We start from the raw sequence: 17,500 nt of genomic DNA on the forward strand, positions 1-17,500 counted from the left end.
CACCCGCACATCGCACCTGGCAGCGCTTCGCCCCGCCGGGTAACAACCCGACGGGGCGAAGCGATCAGACCCCGAATTCGCCAACGGCATCCCGTGAGGTGCGGGGCCCTTTCGCGTGCTCCGACCGCCTTGCGGCGCCCGGCACTTGAGGCCGCGTCGGCTACTTCGGGACCTCGGAGATTTTGCGGAGCTCCTTGGTGTCGGCCACCACGGCGTCCTTGGTGATCTCCTTGTCGGCGTCGATCTCCAGCACCACGACCACGGAGGAGCCGTCGGCCCAGACGCAGATGCCGCCCTTCTGGCCGCTCAGGTCGATCGAGCCGCAGGAGAGCTTGCCGCCCTGCGGGCCCGGGTCGATGTCGCTGCGGTCGCTGACGGACGCGCCGCCCTCGCCGGAGAAGCTCTTGAAGGCGGCGTCCACCTGCTGCGAGGGGAGCAGCACGTTGCCGGTCGCCCCGGAGACCAGCAGCATCTTGGTGCCCTCGGCGGAGCGGTAGATGGTGCTGACCGGCTCGGGGTGGGTGAAGGAGGACTTCTCGCCGTCGAAGCCCTTCTGCAGCTCGCTGGAGAGCGCCTTGGTGGTCTCGTCCTCCGGGTCGGAGGTCATGTCGTGGAAGGACTGCGGCAGCACGACCTTGTTCTTGCCGGTGTTCTCGGCGGTGTCCCAGGCCACGTAGCCGATCGCGCCGGCGCCGCCGAGCAGCACCACGCCGACCACGGCGAGGGTGATCCACAGGCCCTTGCGGGACTTCTTCGCCGGGGCCGGGTAACCGGGGTAGCCGGCCGGGTAGCCGGGGGCGCCCTGCGGGGGGACCGCGCCGCCGCCCCAGGGCTGCTCCTGGGGGGCCTGGCCGGGGTAGCCGTAGCCGGGCTGCGGGGCGGGGGCGCCCTGCGGGGGTATCGGGGCGTCGGGCTGGGGCTTGTCGTACCCGGAGGGCGGGCCGAACTGGTTGTCGGACACGGCGGGGTGACTCCGTTCGGGGTGAACTGCGGTGAGGTGGGGACTACTTGGCGACGGTGGCGGCGTCGCGGAACTGGCGGGCCCGGTCGGCGGCGGTGCTGGCGCTGACCGCCTTGCCGTCGGAGGCGCCGAGCACCACGATGCCGATGGTCGAGTGGCTGACGAAGACGCAGATCGGAATGCTCATCTGGGCCTTGCCGGCCTCCGAGGTGGCCACCCCGCAACTCAGCTTGGAGCCCGCGTCGTTGGGGTCGTTGGCGTCGAAGGAGGTGAGCTTCTCCTTCCACGTCGGCTTCTCCGCCCCCGAGTCCGAGCCGTCGCCGTTCTCCAGCTTGTCGGTCGCCACCGACATGCCCTTGGCGGGATCGGAGATCTTGCCCCAGCTGCCGCTGATGCTGACCACGTCGGTGATCGACTTCTGGTAGGTCGCGGTGACCGAGCCCTCCAGGGTGCCGACGCCGTCCAGGCCCTTCAGCGTGCCCTTCTCGTTGGAGGACTTCTTGGTGTAGCCCGAGACGCTGTCCGGCGGGCTGAGCCTGAACTTGCCCGCGGTGTCCGACCCCTTGTTCCCGCTCAGCACGAACCAGCCGACACCGGCGATCAGCGCCACCACCACGACCACCACCAGGGCGATGATCCCGCCCTTGCCCTTGGAGGGGGCCGGCGGCTGCGGGTAGCCGCCGTAGCCGGGCTGCCCGGGCTGGCCCGGGGCGCCGCCCCACTGCTGCGGGCCCGGCGCGGGCGGCTGCTGGGGGTAGCCGTACCCGGGCTGCGGCGCCGGCTGCTGCGGGGCGCCGTACGCGGGCGGCTGGGGCGCGCCGTACGCGGGGGGCTGCGGGGCGCCGTAGGCCGGGGGCTGCTGCTGCGGGGCGCCGTAGGCGGGGGGTTGGGGCGCGCCGTAACCCGGCTGCGGCGGGGGAGCGCCGTACGGCTGCTGCGGCTGCCCCTGCGGATACTGCTGCGGTCCCTGGCCCTGGCCGTACATCGTCTTCGTCTCCCCCGCCGCTCGACTCCGCGGCCCGTCCGGTCGATATATGCGGGGCACGCTACCGTACGGCCCTCCCGGCGCGCCCGAGTGGTCCGGGCACAATCGGTTCGTAACCGCGGTCCGGCCTTCCGTAAACTGTGCGTCGTGACCGACACGACGAACCAGCGCCCCGCGAGCTCCGAGCCCGGGGACGACGCAGCCACCCTCCCGACGACCTACGCCCCGGCCGAGGTAGAGGGCGAGCTGTACGAGCGCTGGGTGGAGCGCGGTTACTTCACGGCCGACGCGAAGAGCGAGAAGCCGGCGTACACCATCGTCATCCCCCCGCCGAACGTCACGGGCGCCCTGCACCTGGGCCACGCCTTCCAGCACACGCTGATGGACGCGCTGACCCGCCGCAAGCGGATGCTCGGCTTCGAGGCGCTCTGGCTCCCGGGCATGGACCACGCGGGCATCGCCACCCAGAACAAGGTGGAGCAGCAGCTCGCCGAGGCCGGCCTGTCCCGGCACGACCTGGGCCGGGAGGCCTTCGTCGAGAAGGTCTGGGAGTGGAAGGAGAACTACGGCGGCCGGATCCTCGGCCAGATGCGCCGCCTCGGCGACGGCGTCGACTGGTCGCGCGAGCGCTTCACCATGGACGAGGGCCTGTCGCAGGCCGTCCAGACCATCTTCAAGAAGCTCTTCGACGACGGCCTGATCTACCGTGCCGAGCGCATCATCAACTGGTGCCCGCGCTGCCTGACCGCGCTCTCCGACATCGAGGTCGAGCACGAGAACGTCCCCGGTGAGCTGGTCTCGATCCGCTACGGCGACGGCGCGGACTCCATCGTGGTGGCCACCACCCGGGCCGAGACCCTGCTCGGCGACACCGCGATCGCCGTCCACCCGTCCGACGAGCGCTACGCGCACCTGGTCGGCCGGACGGTCAAGCTGCCGCTGACGGACCGGGAGATTCCGGTCGTCGCCGACGAGCACGTCGACCCGGAGTTCGGCACCGGCGCCGTCAAGGTGACGCCCGCGCACGACCCGAACGACTTCGCCATCGGCCGACGCCACAACCTGCCGAACCTGACGGTGATGGACGAGCGCGGCACCATCACGGTGCACGGCCCGTTCCTCGGCCTGGACCGGATGGACGCCCGGGCCGCCGTGGTCGGCGCACTGCGCGAACAGGGGCGGATCGTCGCCGAGAAGCGCCCCTACGAGCACGCGGTCGGCCACTGCTCGCGCTGCAAGACCGTGGTCGAGCCGCGGCTGTCGCTGCAGTGGTGGGTCAAGGTCGAGCCGCTGGCGAAGGCCGCGGGCGACGCCGTCCGGGACGGCCGGGTCCAGATCCACCCGAAGGAGCTGGAGCGCCGCTACTTCGACTGGGTCGACAACATGCACGACTGGTGCATCTCGCGCCAGCTCTGGTGGGGCCACCGGATCCCGGTCTGGTACGGCCCGGACGGCGAGGTCGTCTGCGTCGGCCCGGACGAGCAGCCCCCCACCGGCGAGGGCTGGACCCAGGACACCGACGTCCTGGACACCTGGTTCTCCTCCGGCCTGTGGCCGTTCTCCACCCTCGGCTGGCCGGAGAAGACCCCGGACCTGGAGAAGTTCTACCCGACCGACGTGCTGCTGACCGGCCACGACATCATCTTCTTCTGGGTCGCCCGGATGATGATGTTCGGCCTGTACGCGATGGACGGCCAGGCGCCCTTCCACACCATCGCGCTGACCGGCCTGGTCCGGGACGAGTTCGGCAAGAAGATGTCGAAGTCCTTCGGCAACGTCGTCGACCCGCTGGACTGGATGGACGCCTACGGCGCCGACGCGGTCCGCTTCACGCTGGCCCGCGGCGCCAACCCCGGTGCCGACGTGCCGATCGGCGAGAGCTGGGTCCAGGGCTCGCGGAACTTCTGCAACAAGATCTGGAACGCCGTCCGGTTCGCGCTGATGAACGGTGCCAACGTCGAGGGCCCGCTGCCTGCGCCGGAGGAGCTCACCGCCGCGGACCGCTGGGTCCTGTCCCGGCTGAACGCCACGGTCACCGAGGCCGACGCGCTGTACGACGACTACCAGTTCGCCAAGCTCGCGGACACCTTGTTCCACTTCGCCTGGGACGAGGTCTTCGACTGGTACGTCGAGCTTTCCAAGACCACCCTCAACAAGGGCGGCGCGCAGGCCGACGCGGCTCGCCGGGTCCTCGGCGAGGTGCTGGACGTCACCCTGCGCCTGCTGCACCCGATCGTCCCGTTCGTCACCGACGCGCTGTGGACGACCCTCACCGGCGCCGAGTCGGTGGTGGTCGCCGAGTGGCCGAAGGACTCCGGCTACCGGGACGCCGACGCCGAGTCGGAGATCGCCCAGCTCCAGCAACTGGTCACCGAGATCCGCCGGTTCCGCAACGACCAGAACCTGCGCGACACCCAGAAGGTCCCGGCCCGGCTGGAGCTGGCCGGCCACCGGCTGGAGGTGCACGAGGCGGCGATCCGCTCGCTGCTGCGCCTGACCGTCCCGGAGGAGGGCTTCGCGGCCACCGCCTCGCTCCCGGTGGCCGGCGCCACCGTCGAGCTCGACCTGTCCGGCACCATCGACGTCCCGGCCGAACGCAAGCGCCTGCAGAAGGACTTGGCGGCGGCCGAGAAGGAGAAGGCGCAGGCCACCGGCAAGCTCGGCAACGAGGCCTTCCTGGCCAAGGCACCGGACGAGGTGGTCGCCAAGATCCGCACCCGGCTGACGGCCGCCGAGGCCGACATCGAGCGGATCACCGCCCAGCTCGCGGCGCTGCCGCAGGGCTGACCGCCCGGGCCGAGGGCCGCCGCTCCGACGGAGCGGCGGCCCTCCGCCATTTCCCGACCTGTTCCGGACGGGCTGTCAATTCCCTTGGCCGCGCGTCGCGGTACCGGTTTCGCACCGCCTATTCGGCGTCATTACCGGGCAATTGGCGGCGCGCACCGGTCGGAATGCATTCCGTGCCGGTCCGCGCGTTCAGCGAACTTCGCACACCGAATGTGTACGGTGGGCGGAAGTTCCCATTCGGGCGGGGCGACGGACGGAGGGTACACGCATGGTGGCGACCGGGGAGTTGGCCGACGAACTTCCGGACGAGCTCCCGGACGAACTCCCGGCGGAAGAGGTGGAGGCGGCCAAGGCCCGGGCGGCGACGCTGCTGCTGGCATTCCGGCACGGAAACCAGCTCGCCTTCGACACCGAGCTCGATCTGCTGCTCGCCGAGCACGCCGAGCGCGAAGTGGTCACCCTGCTGGTGTGGATCGCCGCCGAGGCGGTCCGCAAGGCCTACGCCCCCGGCGTCGCCGACCGGGTGCTGCGCGGCCTGGCCCGGCGCGCCCCGCACGACACCGCGCAGGTCGCGGTGGACGAGGAGGCGGCCGGCGCCGCGCTGGTGCTGGAGGCGGTCGCCGCGGGCGACATCGAGCGGGTCCGCGGCCTGGTCGCCGGGACGCCCGACACCACCTACCTGCTCGGCGGCCTGGTGCAGGCCGCCGCGATGATGCTGCCGCTGCTGCCCGAGGGCGAGGCCGAGGAGATCGCGGCCGAGCTGCGCCGCCGGTACGGCGGCCGGCTGCCCACGCCCCGGGCCTGCGCTGCGGTCTGACGGCCCGTCACGGCTGCCTCCCCGCCGGGGGAGGCAGCCGTGCCGCACCGCGGCACCGCGTTACGGCATCGTGTGCAGGTGCGCGCCGACCGTGTTGGCGATCGGGTTCCCGGCCAGCGCGTCCCAGTTGGTGGACCAGGTCATCGCGCCGCCGATGGCCGGCCAGGTCTGACCGGGCTTGAAGCTGCCGCAGTTGGTGCCCGCCGCCAGGCAGTCCAGCGCCGCGTTCACCACGGACGGGCTGGTGTAGCCGCCGCCCGCCGCGCTGGTCGAGGCCGGGACGCCGAGGCCCACCTGGTCCGGGCGCAGCCCGCCCTGCAACTGGATGCAGGCCAGCCCGGTGAGGAAGTTCTCGGTGCCCTGCGCGTACACGCCGCCGTCGCAGCCGAGCATCGCGCCGGAGTTGTAGTACTGCATGTTGACGATGGTCAGGATGTCCTTGGTGGCCAGCGCCAGCTTGAAGTACTCGCCGCCGGTGGACTGCATGCCGATGGTCTCCGGCGCCATGGTCAGCACGAAGCCGGGGCCGACCTTCGCGGCCAGGGTGTGCAGCGCCTGCGACATGTAGGTGGCGTTGACGCCGTTCTCCAGGTCGATGTCGATGCCGTCGAAGCCGTAGGTCCGGATCAGGGCGTACGCCGAGTCGGCGAAGTTGGCCGCGGCGGTGGAGTTGGCCACCGAGACGGTGCCGTTCTGCCCGCCGACCGAGACGATCACCTTCTTGCCGGCCGCCCGCTTGGCCGCGATGTCGGCCTTGAACTGGGCGTCGGTGTAGCCGCCGAGCTTGCCCGACAGCCCGGAGTCCAGGGTGAAGGAGATCGCGCCCTGGGTGCTGGTGGCGTCCGCGAAGGCCACCGCGATGATGTCGTACGCGGCCGGCACGTCACTGATCCGCTGCGGGGTCGCGCCGTTGTAGAAGTTCTGCCAGTAGCCGGTCAGCTTGTGCTTCGGCCCGGGCGGGGGAGCGGTCGGCGAACTGCTGGTGGACGGCGAGGCCGAGGTGGACGGCGAGGCCGAGGTGGACGGCGAGGCGGAGCCCGACGGCGAGCCGGACGGCGTCGGGGTGACGGTCACGGTGTTCGACGCCGAGGGGGACGGGCTGCCGGTGCCCGGGCCGACCAGCGACACCTTGTCCACCAGGAACGGGCTCTGCCCGTACCAGCCGTGGAACCAGACCGACACCGACCGGGTGGCGGCGCCGGTGGTGAAGGTCGAGGTCAGGGTGTTCCACCCGGCGTTGGAGCTCCAGGTGGACGGGTCGGTGCCGCCGGTGCCGGTGACGCCCGCGAACACGTACGAGCCCTGCACCACGGCGCTCAGGGTGTACGTCGAGTTCGGCTGGACGGTGACGGTCTGGCTGCAGTTCGCGTAGTCCGAGCCGGCCGGGCTGCCCTGCAGGTCCCAGCCGGTGGCCGCGTTGTTGACGGCGGCCACGGTCGGACCGCAGGTCCACGGGCTGATGTGGTTGCCCGCCGAGAAGTCGCCGTTGGCGACCACGTCGACGTTGGGCAGGGCGGCCGAGGCCGTGCCGGAACCGGCCATCACCAGGCCGGCCAGCCCGAGCGAGGCCGCCACCAGCCCGGCGAGCAGCGCCCGCGCGGTGCGCGGGTCCTTCTGTGGTGCACGCATGCCATCTCCATGTGGGGGAGTGTCGATGGGGGTGCGGTGCGGGGAGCAGTGCGGGGGAGCGGTACGGGTCGGAGCGGGGGAGCGGTACGGGTGGTGCGAGCGGTGCGGGTCGGAGCGGGGGAGCGACTCACACGGTGGAGTAGACCAATTCCGGTGTCAAGAGGGCGAGGTGACGGTCCGTGGGCCAACGGCCCGTCAGGCCGCCTGCGGCAGCGCGGACACCAGGCCCGGGATCAATCGGGCGATCCGCTCGGCCGCCCGACCGTCGCCGTACGGGGACGGCGTGGCGGCCAGCCGGGCCGGCAGCGCCGGGCCCTCGACCAGCCTCGCCCGGGCCGCGGCCACCAGCTCCGGGCCGGGGGAGACCAGCGCGGCGAAGCCCGCCGTCACCGCCTCCGGGCGCTCGGTGGAGCGGCGCACCACCAGCAGCGGGCGGCCCAGCACCGTGCACTCCTCCTGCACGCCGCCGGAGTCCGAGACCAGCAGCGCGGCGTGCCGGGCCAGGCCGAGGAACTCGGCGTACCCGAGCGGGTCCACCACCCGCAGCCGGGCCAGCAGCGGGGCCAGGCCGAAGCGTTCGGCGGCGGCCCGGGTGCGCGGGTGCAGCGGCAGCAGCACCGGCCGGCCGTCCGCGGCCAGCTCGGCCAGCGCGCCCAGCACGGCGGCCAGCGACCCGGCGGTGTCGGTGTTCTCCGGCCGGTGCACGGTGGCCAGCAGGTAGCCGTCCGCGGTCAAGTCGTACCGGGCCAGCAGCGCGGCCCGCCCGGCGGCGTCGGGCAGCCGGTCCCGGACCACCTCGACCACGGTGTTGCCGGTCAGCGCGATCCGGTCCCCGGCGATGCCCTCGGCGCGCAGTTCGGCGGCGTTCTCCGGGGTGGCGGCGCACAGCAGGTCGGCGAGGTGGTCGACCATCACCCGGTTGTGCTCCTCCGGCATCGCCCGGTCGTGGCTGCGCAGCCCCGCCTCCACGTGCACCAGCGGGATGCCGCGGGCGTTCGCGGCCAGCGCCCCGGCCAGGGTGGCGTTGGTGTCGCCCTGCACCACCACGGCGGCCGGGCGGTCGTCGGCGAAGGCGGCGTCCAACTGGCCCAGCGAGACGGCGATCTGACCGGCCCGCGGGCGGCCGCCTACCCCGGTGAGCAACTGCGGCGCGGGCAGGCCCAGCTCGCGCAGGAACCGCCCGGACAGCGCCTCGTCCCAGTGCTGTCCGGTGTGCACCAGCCGGGCGGCCGGGCCGAGGGCGTGCACCAGCGGGGCCAGCTTCACCAGCTCGGGGCGGGTGCCGAGGACCACCGCCACGCTCTCGGGGGCGGGCTCGCGGGGCGTCCGGGGCAGCGGGTGCACGGTCATCGGGGGTTCTCCTGGCGGGTGGTCCGGGGGCTCCGACCAGCCTCGCCCGGCCGGGGGCCGTCCGGCCGTGGTCCTCGGGCCCGTCCGCCCGGGACTTCGGTCCCGCCCGGACGGGCCGTTCGCCCACCGGGACGCCCGGCGGGGTGCCCGTCAGGGGGAGCGGGCGGCGAGTCCCTAGACTGGCGGGGTGAGCGACAAGGCCGAGCCCAACCCCTACACCGTCCGTCCCGCCGACGCCGGCGGCACCGACTCCGAACTGCGCGCCGTCGAGGCCGAGCTGGCCGGCCGCTGGCCGGAGAACAAGCTGGAGCCCTCGCTGGACCGGATCGAGGCGCTGATGGACATCCTCGGCCAGCCGCAGCGGGCCTACCCGTCGATCCACATCACCGGCACCAACGGCAAGACCTCCACCGCCCGGATGGTCGAGCAGCTGCTCGGCGCCTTCGAGCTGCGCACCGGCCGCTACACCTCCCCGCACGTGGAGTCGGTGACCGAGCGGATCAGCCTGGACGGCGCGCCGATCGACCCGGAGAAGTTCGTCGAGACGTACCGCGACATCGCGCCCTACGTGCAGATGGTGGACGCCGCGCAGCCGGTGGCGATGTCCTTCTTCGAGGTGCTGACCGGCATGGCCTACGCCGCCTTCGCCGACGCCCCGGTGGACGTCGCGGTGGTCGAGGTCGGCATGGGCGGCTCCTGGGACGCCACCAACGTGATCGACGCCCAGGTCGCGGTGATCACCCCGATCGGGCTGGACCACACCGACAAGCTCGGCAGCACCACCGGCGAGATCGCGGTCGAGAAGTCCGGCATCATCAAGCCCGGCGCGCTCGCCGTGGTCGCCCAGCAGCAGCTGGACGCCGCCGAGCAGATCCTCCGCCGGGCCGTCGAGGTGGACGCCACGGTGGCCCGCGAGGGCATGGAGTTCGGCGTGCTGCGCCGGGAGGTCGCGGTCGGCGGCCAGCTGGTCACGCTGCGCGGCCTCGGCGGCCACGAGTACCAGGACCTCTTCATCCCGCTGCACGGCGACCACCAGGCGCAGAACGCCGCGCTGGCGCTGGCCGCCGTCGAGGCGTTCTTCGGCATCGGCCAGGGCGGCGCCGAGCACCTGGACGAGGAGAAGGTCCGGCAGGCGCTGTTCGGCGTCTCCTCCCCGGGCCGGCTGGAGGTGGTCCGGCGCAGCCCCACCGTCATCCTGGACGCCGCGCACAACCCGCACGGCGCGCAGGCCGCCGCCGCCGCGATCGGCGAGGCGTTCGGCTTCACCAAGCTGGTCGGCGTGATCGCCACCAGCGGCGACAAGGACGTCACCGGCCTGCTGGAGGTCTTCGAGCCGATCCTGGCCGAGGTGGTGATCACCCAGAACTCCACCCACCGCGCGATGCCGGTCGACGAGCTGGCGGCGATCGCCGTCGAGGTCTTCGGCGAGGACCGGGTGCAGGTCGAGCCGCGGCTGGACGACGCGATCGACGCCGCGGTCACGCTGGCCGAGGAGGAGGACCTCGGCGGCGCCGGCGTCCTGGTCACCGGCTCGGTCATCACGGTGGGCGAGGCCCGCCTGTTGTTCGGAAGGAAGTAGCCGCCGATGCGGACCCTGTGCTCCTCCACGCTGATCGGCGAGGCCCTGCTGATCATGTTCGCCGGCCTGGTCGCGATGAAGCTCACCGACGTCGGCACCGGCACCATCTGGACGGTCAGCGCCGTGGCGATGCTGCTCTGCGTGCTGCTCTGCGGCGTGATCACCCGCCCCGGCGCGGTGTACGTGGGCTGGGCGCTGCAGCTGGCGGTGCTGGCGAGCGGCCTGGTGCTGCCCACCATGTACGCGTTCGGCGTGGTCTTCGGCGGCCTGTGGTGGTGCTCGGTGCACTACGGCCGCAAGATCGACGCGATCAAGGCGCAGCGGGCCGCGGCCGCCGCCCCGGCGGCCCCGGCGGCGGCCTGACCGGCCTGGTCACCGGGGCGGCCACCCGGCCGGGGTAGTGTCGGAGGCACAGACGGTCCACCGCACACCCCACCAGGAGCCGCCCCGTGTCCCAGCGCACTCTCGTCCTGCTCAAGCCCGACGCCGTGGAGCGCGGCCTGGCCGGCGAGATCATCAGCCGGATCGAGCGCAAGGCCGGCTGGCGCTTCGCCGCCATCGAGCTCCGCACCTTCGACCGGGCCACGCTGGAGCAGCACTACGCCGAGCACGTCGGCCGTCCGTTCTACGAGCCGCTGCTGGAGTTCATGACCTCCGGCCCGTCGATCGCGCTGATCGTCGAGGGCGAGAACGTCGTCCCCGGCATCCGGGCGCTGGCCGGCGCCACCGACCCGCTGCAGGCCGGCGCGGGCACCATCCGCGGCGACTACGCGACGATCACCCGGGAGAACCTGATCCACGCCTCGGACTCCCCGGAGTCGGCGGAGCGCGAGATCAAGATCTTCTTCCCCGCGCACGCGTGAGGATTTCGTAGCGATTCCGCACCCCGGGCCCCACACGGGCGCGGGGTGCCCCGCGGCGGAGAACGGCCAGCTCAGCGGCCGGACGAGGGCCGGGTTGCTCCCTCTGGGCGTTAATCGTCAAATCACGGAACCCTACCCTCCGACACGGCGTCCCAATGCCAAGAGAAGCCGATCCACCCCCGGAGAATGGGCGGCATGCCGTACCCGCCGCTCGCGCAGACCGGCGTGACTACGATGGACCCCACCTCACGGGCCCGGAGCGGCTGCCCAGCCGCCGTCGGCCCATGCCCGGGCCCGGACGGACGGCCCGCTCCCCGCCCTTGATCCGAATTCGGGAAGGCACTCGACATCCCATGGCGAACAACCTGTCGTTCCTCGGCCGGGACCTGGCGATCGACCTCGGCACCGCGAACACACTGGTGTACGTCCGGGGCAAGGGCATCGTGCTGAACGAGCCGTCCGTGGTCGCGGTGAACACCAACACCGGCGGCATCCTCGCGGTGGGCGCCGAGGCCAAGAAGATGATCGGCCGCACCCCGGGCAACATCGTGGCGATCCGCCCGCTGAAGGACGGCGTGATCGCCGACTTCGAGATCACCGAGCGGATGCTGCGCTACTTCATCCTGAAGATCCACCGCCGCCGCTACCTGGCCCGCCCCCGGGTCGTGGTCTGCGTCCCCTCCGGCATCACCGGGGTGGAGCGCCGCGCGGTGGTCGAGGCCAGCATGCAGGCCGGCGCGCGCCAGGTGCACATCATCGAGGAGCCGATGGCCGCGGCGATCGGCGCGGGCCTGCCCGTGCACGAGCCGACCGGCAACATGGTGGTCGACATCGGCGGCGGCACCACCGAGGTCGCGGTGATCTCGCTCGGCGGCATCGTCACCGCCCAGTCGCTGCGGGTGGCCGGCGACGAGCTGGACAACGCGATCGTCCAGCACATCAAGAAGGAGTACAGCCTGCTGCTGGGCGAGCGCTCCGCCGAGCAGATCAAGATGTCGATCGGCAGCGCCTTCGGCCTGGAGGGCGAGAAGGACGAGCACGCCGAGATCCGCGGCCGCGACCTGGTCTCCGGCCTGCCGAAGACCGTGGTGATCTCGGCCGCCGAGGTCCGCGAGGCCATCGACGAGCCGGTGAACTCGATCATCGACTCGGTGAAGACCACCCTCGACCAGTGCCCGCCGGAACTCGCCGGCGACGTGATGGACCGCGGCATCGTGCTCACCGGCGGCGGCGCCCTGCTGCGCGGCCTGGACGAGCGGCTGCGCCGGGAGACCGGCATGCCGGTGCACATCGCGGAGAACCCGCTGGACTCGGTGGCGCTGGGGGCGGGCAAGTGCGTCGAGGAGTTCGAGGCGCTGCAGCAGGTACTGGACGCGCAGCCGCGTCGTTGAGCAGGGCAACTGAACACGAGATACAGCTGATGAGCATTCAGCACGAAGGGGCGGCACCAGCACCGTGAGGGACACCCGACAGAGTCGACTACTGCTGGTGCTGCTGGTCCTGACGGCCTTCGCACTGATCACCGTGGACATCAAGGGCGGTCAGGACTCCCCGCTCGGCGCCCCCCGCCGGGCCGCCGCCTCCGTGCTCGGCCCGGTGGAGAACGCCGCGGCCGGCGCCGTCGACCCGGTGGCCGGCTACATCCGGGCGATCCGCGACGCCGGCACCCACCAGCAGCGGCTCGACCAGATCACCCGCGAGAACACCGAACTGCGCCAGAAGCTGGCCTCCTCGGACGCCGCGGCCAGCCGCAGCAAGCAGCTCGACGACCTGCTGCGCACCGCCGGCACCGGCGGCTACACCATCAAGGCCGCCCAGGTGATCGCGATCGGCGCCGCCCAGGGCTTCTCCTGGACGGTCACCATCGACGCCGGCAGCGACGACGGCCTGACCCGCGACATGACCGTCATCGACGGCCAGGGCCTGGTCGGCCGGATCACCACCGTCGCCCCGACCACCGCCACCGTGCTGCTCGCCTCCGACCCCGGCTTCACCGCCGGCGTCCGGCTGGAGGGCGGCGGCGAGATCGGCTTCGCGGCCGGCCAGGGCGCCGCCCCGATGCGGATCGAGCTGCTCAACGGCCGCGCCCAGGTCAAGGCCGGCGACCGGCTGGTCACCTTCGGCTCGCAGAGCGGCCGCCCGTTCGTCCCGGGCGTCCCGGTCGGCACCGTCAAGGAGGTGCAGGCCACCCCGGGCCAGCTCACCAAGACCGTCCTGGTCGAGCCGTACGTCCAGTTCACCCGACTCGACCTGGTCGGCGTGGTGGTCGTGCCGCCGCGCACCGACCCGCGGGACGCGGTGCTCCCGCCGGTCCCCGCCGCCACCGCCGCGGGCAACCCGCAGGCGCCGATCGCCGCCGCACCGCCGGCCACCCGGGGGAACTGATGTTGCGTCCGATCCGGATCGTGCTGTCCGCCGTCCTGCTGGTGCTGGCCCTGGTGCTCCAGGTCAGCGTCCTCGGCCGGCTCCAACTCCCCGGCGCCACCCCGGACCTGCTGATGCTGGTGGTGGTCGGCCTGGGCCTGGTCTACGGCCCGACCGGCGGCTGCCTGGTCGGCTTCGCGGCCGGCCTGCTCGCCGACCTCGCCCCGCCGTCCGACCACGCGGTCGGCCGCTACGCGCTGGTGCTCTGCCTGGTCGGCTACGGCGCCGGACTGCTCAAGCCGGAGGCCGGCCGGCAGCGCTCGGCGTTCTCCGCGCTGGCCGTGGTCGCGGTTGCCGCCGTGGTCTCCACCCTGCTGTACGCCACGGTCGGCGCCCTGGTCGGCGACACCGCGGCCCGGCACGTCGGCCTGACCGGGCTGGTGTTCAGCGCCCTGCTGTACGACGTGCTGCTGGCCCCGTTCACGGTGCCGCTGGTGATGCTGCTGGCCCGCCGCTTCGACGGCGACCGGGTGGTCAACGAGACGGTGCGCGGCGCGGACGGCGGCTCCGGCCTCGGCTCGCTGGCCCGCTACCGGACCACCCGCGAGCCCTCGCCCGGCCCCTACAAGAAGAAGCGCACGCTCGGCCTCGCCAAGCGCCCCTGATCCCGGAAGGAGTCCGCGCACGTGAGCAACATCCCCGAGACCGGCCGGACCCGGCGGGTGACGATCCGCCTGGTCGTCCTCCAGGTGCTGGTGCTGTCGCTGCTCGCCACCCTCGGCGGCCGGCTGTGGTACCTGCAGATCCGCAACGGCAAGGAGTTCACCGCCAAGGCCCAGGGCAACCACATCCGCGAGGTGGTGGAGCCCGCCGTCCGCGGCGAGATCCTGGACGCCTCCGGCCGCATCCTGGCCGGCAACGAGACCAAGCTGGTGGTGTCGGTGTCCCGCACCGCGCTGCTCCAGCAGAAGGACCACGGCAAGGCCGTGCTGAACCGGCTCGCCGAGGTGCTCGGCGTCCCCGCCGACGACGTCAGGAACAAGGTCCGGCTCTGCGACGCCAAGACGCCGCAGCCGTGCTGGAACGGCTCCCCGTACCAGCCGATCCCGGTCACCCAGCAGGCCACCACCCAGCAGGCGATGCAGATAATGGAACGCCGCGAGGACTTCCCCGGCGTCACCGCCCAGCCCACCGCGCTGCGCCGCTACACCGGCGCCGAGGGCGCCAGCGCCGCCCAGGTGCTCGGCTACCTGTCGCCGGTCACCGACGACGAGGTCACCAAGAGCGCCCAGAAGGACGGCCGGGCCCGCCGGCTGCCCTCCGACCAGGTCGGCCGGGCCGGCCTGGAGTCGGTCTACGACGACGACCTGCGCGGCACCACCGGTGTCGACCGGCTGGAGGTCGACAACCTCGGCCGGGTGATCGGCAGCGCCGGCACCACCGCCGCCAAGCCCGGCAACAACCTGGTCACCTCGATCGACGCCCGGGTGCAGAAGGTGGTCGAGGACCAGCTCGCGCTGGCGATGGCCGAGGCCCGCAAGACCTACGACAAGGTCACCAGCCGCAACTACGTCGCCGACTCCGGCGCCGCCGTGGTGATGGACGTGCACACCGGCCGGATCGTGGCGATGGCCAGCGCCCCCACCTACGACCCCAACCTGTGGGTCGGCGGCATCTCCGCCAAGGACTACGAGTCGCTGAACAACAAGGACTCGAACTACCCGCTGATCAACCGGGCCATACAGGGTCAGTCCGCCCCCGGCTCCACCTTCAAGGTGGTCTCCACCACCGCGGCCGTGCAGGCCGGGTACTCGCTCAACGGCCGCTACCCGTGCCCGAAGTCGCTGACCATCGGCAGCCGCGAGTTCAAGAACTTCGAGTCCGAGAACTTCGGCGACATCACGCTGGAGAAGGCCCTGGAGGTGTCCTGCGACACCGTCTTCTACGGCCTGGCCTACGACCAGTGGATGAAGGACGGCGGCCTCAAGCCGAAGAAGGACGCCGGCGACTGGTTCTTCAAGACCGCCCACCAGTTCGGCCTCGGCGCCAAGACCGGCGTCGACCTGCCCGGCGAGGTGCCCGGCCGGGTCCCCGACCGGCAGTGGAAGCAGTCCTACTACGACGCGATGAAGCAGTCCTGGTGCGACCAGGCGGCCAAGGGCGGCCACAGCGAGAGCGACGAGATCGCCCGCGAGAACTGCGCCGACGGCAACCAGATGCGCGCCGGTGACATGGTCAACTTCGCCATCGGCCAGGGCGACACCCTGGTCACCCCGCTCCAGATGGCCCGGATCTACTCGGCGCTCGCCAACGGCGGCACCCTGTACCGGCCCACCATCGGCAAGGCCGTGGTCGCCCCCGACGGCAGCCTGGTGCGCGACATCGCCCCGCACGAGGACGGCAAGATCCCCGCCCAGGGGCAGCTGCTGGAGTACATCGACCAGGCCACCGCCGGCGTCGTCACCCAGGGCACCGCCGCCTGGAAGTTCACCGGCGCCGGCTGGCCGCAGAACAAGATCGAGCTGCACGCCAAGACCGGCACCGCCGAGGTCGCCGGCAAGCAGACCACCTCCTGGCTGACCACCTACAGCAAGGACTACGCCGTCGTCATGACGATCAGTCAGGGCGGCACCGGCTCCGGCGGCTCCGGCGACTCGGTGCGCCGGATCTACCAGGCGCTGTACGGCGTGGACGACAAGGGCGGCATCGACAACGGCAAGGCGCTGCTGCCGCAGCCGCAGGCCCAGCTGCCCAAGTTCAACCCGGACGGCACCGCGATCGTCCCGACCGCCTGGACCTACCAGGACGGCGCGGCCCTGCTCGCCCCGGCCCCGGCGCAGCGGACCGCCCCCGGGGCCCCGCTGCTGCTGGCCGCCGTCGAACCCACCCGGTCCGGCGGGTACGGAAGGGGGAGGGCGTGACCTCCTACGGCTCCTACCGCACCGTCCGGCTGGCCCCGCAGCGCTCCTCGCTGTCCCGGGCGCTGGCCAAGGACTCCCCGCTGCGCCGGCTCGACTGGGTGATGGTCCTGGCGGCGCTGGCGCTCTCCCTGGTCGGCTCGCTGCTGGTCTGGTCCGCCACCCGCGGCCGGGACTCGCTCACCCACGGCGACCCGCAGTACTTCCTCTACCGGCACCTGACCAACCTGCTGATCGGCGTCGGCCTGTGCGTCGGGGTGACCCTGCTCGGCACCCGCCGGCTGCGCACCGCCGTGCCGTTCGTCTACCTCGCCGTGATCCTGATGCTGTTCGCGGTGCTCAGCCCGCTCGGCTCGACCATCAACGGCGCGCACTCCTGGATCCAGTTCGGCGGCGGCTTCTCCATCCAGCCCGCCGAGTTCGCCAAGCTGGCGATCGTGCTCGGGATGGCCGTGGTGCTCTCCGCCCGGGTCGACGCCGGCGAGCGCGAGCACCCGCCCACCCGCAGCGTGCTGCAGGGCCTGGCGGTCGCGGCCTTCCCGATGTGCGTGGTCATGCTGATGCCCGACCTCGGCTCGGTGATGGTCATGGCGGTCACCATGCTCGGCGTGCTGATGGCCTCCGGCGCCGCCAACCGCTGGGTGTTCGGCATCCTCGGGGCCGGTGTCGCCGGGGCGCTCGCGGTCTGGAAGCTCGGCATCCTCAGCCAGTACCAGATCGACCGCTTCGCGGCCTTCGCCAACCCGGCCCTCGACCCGTCCGGCGTCGGCTACAACACCGCCCAGGCCCGGATCGCGATCGGCTCCGGCGGCCTCACCGGCATGGGCCTGTTCCACGGCACCCAGACCACCGGCCAGTTCGTCCCCGAGCAGCAGACCGACTTCGTCTTCTCGGTCGCGGGCGAGGAACTCGGCTTCGCCGGCGGCCTGCTGATGATCGGCCTGCTCGGCGTCATCCTCTGGCGCGCCTGCCGGATCGCCCGCCAGGCCAGCGACCTGTACGGCACGATCCTGGCGGCCGGCGCGGTCAGCTGGTTCGCCTTCCAGGCCTTCGAGAACATCGGGATGAACCTCGGCATCATGCCGGTGGCCGGCATCCCGCTGCCCTTCGTCTCCTACGGCGGCTCCTCGATGTTCGCGGTCTGGATCGCCGTCGGCCTGCTCCAGTCGGTGCGCTCCCAGCGGCCGATAGGGATCTAGCGCCGGCACCGGTGTGGAAACAGTGACCCTCGGGGCTCGGCTACCCTG

The 17,500-nt window shown here is 72.4% G+C and carries 14 protein-coding genes; 10 read left to right on the forward strand and 4 right to left on the reverse strand.

The features are described from left to right. Positions 1–160: 160 nt before the first annotated feature. Both ACIOHG_RS28265 and ACIOHG_RS28270 read right to left on the reverse strand, forming a co-directional pair. Complete coding sequence (locus tag ACIOHG_RS28265; protein WP_400954598.1) at positions 161–961, reverse strand: hypothetical protein; 801 nt, start codon at positions 959–961, stop codon at positions 161–163. A gap of 43 nt (positions 962–1,004) precedes the next feature. Then, positions 1,005–1,946 carry a hypothetical protein gene (locus ACIOHG_RS28270; RefSeq protein ID WP_400954600.1) on the reverse strand — a complete coding sequence of 314 codons (942 nt, stop codon included), beginning with the start codon at positions 1,944–1,946 and terminating at the stop codon, positions 1,005–1,007. Positions 1,947–2,093: 147 nt separating this feature from the next. Here ACIOHG_RS28270 and ACIOHG_RS28275 point away from each other — a divergent pair, with 147 nt between their 5' ends. Continuing rightward, the gene (locus tag ACIOHG_RS28275; protein WP_400954601.1) at positions 2,094–4,733 is read left to right on the forward strand and encodes a valine--tRNA ligase; all 2,640 of its coding nucleotides are present in this window, start codon (positions 2,094–2,096) and stop codon (positions 4,731–4,733) included. Positions 4,734–5,001: 268 nt separating this feature from the next. Next, on the forward strand, positions 5,002–5,550 hold the full coding sequence (locus ACIOHG_RS28280) for a hypothetical protein (protein WP_400954603.1): 549 nt from the start codon (positions 5,002–5,004) through the stop codon (positions 5,548–5,550). A 60-nt stretch (positions 5,551–5,610) separates the two neighbouring features. On the opposite strand, the gene ACIOHG_RS28285 is transcribed toward ACIOHG_RS28280, so the two are convergent. Continuing rightward, entirely contained in the window at positions 5,611–7,179 is a 1,569-nt protein-coding gene (locus tag ACIOHG_RS28285; protein WP_400954605.1) for a chitinase, read from the reverse strand. A 195-nt stretch (positions 7,180–7,374) separates the two neighbouring features. Continuing rightward, positions 7,375–8,529, reverse strand: coding sequence for a non-hydrolyzing UDP-N-acetylglucosamine 2-epimerase (wecB, locus tag ACIOHG_RS28290; RefSeq protein WP_400954607.1), 1,155 nt, complete (start codon positions 8,527–8,529; stop codon positions 7,375–7,377). A 187-nt stretch (positions 8,530–8,716) separates the two neighbouring features. Between wecB and ACIOHG_RS28295 the strand changes: the two genes are divergently transcribed. The 8 genes from ACIOHG_RS28295 to rodA all read left to right on the forward strand — a co-directional run bounded on the left by ACIOHG_RS28295 (position 8,717) and on the right by rodA (position 17,452). After that, complete coding sequence (locus ACIOHG_RS28295) at positions 8,717–10,108, forward strand: bifunctional folylpolyglutamate synthase/dihydrofolate synthase (protein ID WP_400954608.1); 1,392 nt, start codon at positions 8,717–8,719, stop codon at positions 10,106–10,108. A 6-nt stretch (positions 10,109–10,114) separates the two neighbouring features. After that, entirely contained in the window at positions 10,115–10,471 is a 357-nt protein-coding gene (locus ACIOHG_RS28300) for a DUF4233 domain-containing protein (protein WP_400954610.1), read from the forward strand. An 86-nt stretch (positions 10,472–10,557) separates the two neighbouring features. Then, on the forward strand, positions 10,558–10,971 hold the full coding sequence (gene ndk / locus ACIOHG_RS28305; RefSeq protein WP_400954612.1) for a nucleoside-diphosphate kinase: 414 nt from the start codon (positions 10,558–10,560) through the stop codon (positions 10,969–10,971). Between the two features lie 365 nt (positions 10,972–11,336). Continuing rightward, positions 11,337–12,362, forward strand: a complete 1,026-nt coding sequence (locus tag ACIOHG_RS28310; RefSeq protein WP_400712543.1) for a rod shape-determining protein — start codon at positions 11,337–11,339, stop codon at positions 12,360–12,362. Between the two features lie 64 nt (positions 12,363–12,426). Beyond that, positions 12,427–13,356, forward strand: a complete 930-nt coding sequence (gene mreC / locus ACIOHG_RS28315; protein ID WP_400954613.1) for a rod shape-determining protein MreC — start codon at positions 12,427–12,429, stop codon at positions 13,354–13,356. A 2-nt stretch (positions 13,357–13,358) separates the two neighbouring features. Then, on the forward strand, positions 13,359–14,000 hold the full coding sequence (mreD, locus tag ACIOHG_RS28320) for a rod shape-determining protein MreD (RefSeq protein ID WP_400954732.1): 642 nt from the start codon (positions 13,359–13,361) through the stop codon (positions 13,998–14,000). Between the two features lie 21 nt (positions 14,001–14,021). After that, positions 14,022–16,256 carry a penicillin-binding protein 2 gene (mrdA, locus tag ACIOHG_RS28325; RefSeq protein ID WP_400954614.1) on the forward strand — a complete coding sequence of 745 codons (2,235 nt, stop codon included), beginning with the start codon at positions 14,022–14,024 and terminating at the stop codon, positions 16,254–16,256. Between the two features lie 29 nt (positions 16,257–16,285). Next, positions 16,286–17,452 (forward strand): rod shape-determining protein RodA, encoded by a 1,167-nt coding sequence (gene rodA, locus ACIOHG_RS28330; protein WP_400954733.1) that lies wholly within the window; start codon positions 16,286–16,288, stop codon positions 17,450–17,452. Positions 17,453–17,500: the final 48 nt, after the last annotated feature.

This window comes from Kitasatospora sp. NPDC088134, from assembly GCF_044741705.1.
Taxonomy (GTDB): domain Bacteria; phylum Actinomycetota; class Actinomycetes; order Streptomycetales; family Streptomycetaceae; genus Kitasatospora.

Coding starts and splice junctions, on each gene's coding strand:
- ACIOHG_RS28270 (WP_400954600.1), bottom strand. CDS start 1,946: ATGTACGGCCAGGGCCAGGGACCGCAGCAGTATCCGCAGGGGCAGCCG.
- ACIOHG_RS28280 (WP_400954603.1), top strand. CDS start 5,002: ATGGTGGCGACCGGGGAGTTGGCCGACGAACTTCCGGACGAGCTCCCG.
- ACIOHG_RS28285 (WP_400954605.1), bottom strand. CDS start 7,179: ATGCGTGCACCACAGAAGGACCCGCGCACCGCGCGGGCGCTGCTCGCC.
- wecB (WP_400954607.1), bottom strand. CDS start 8,529: ATGACCGTGCACCCGCTGCCCCGGACGCCCCGCGAGCCCGCCCCCGAG.
- ACIOHG_RS28300 (WP_400954610.1), top strand. CDS start 10,115: ATGCGGACCCTGTGCTCCTCCACGCTGATCGGCGAGGCCCTGCTGATC.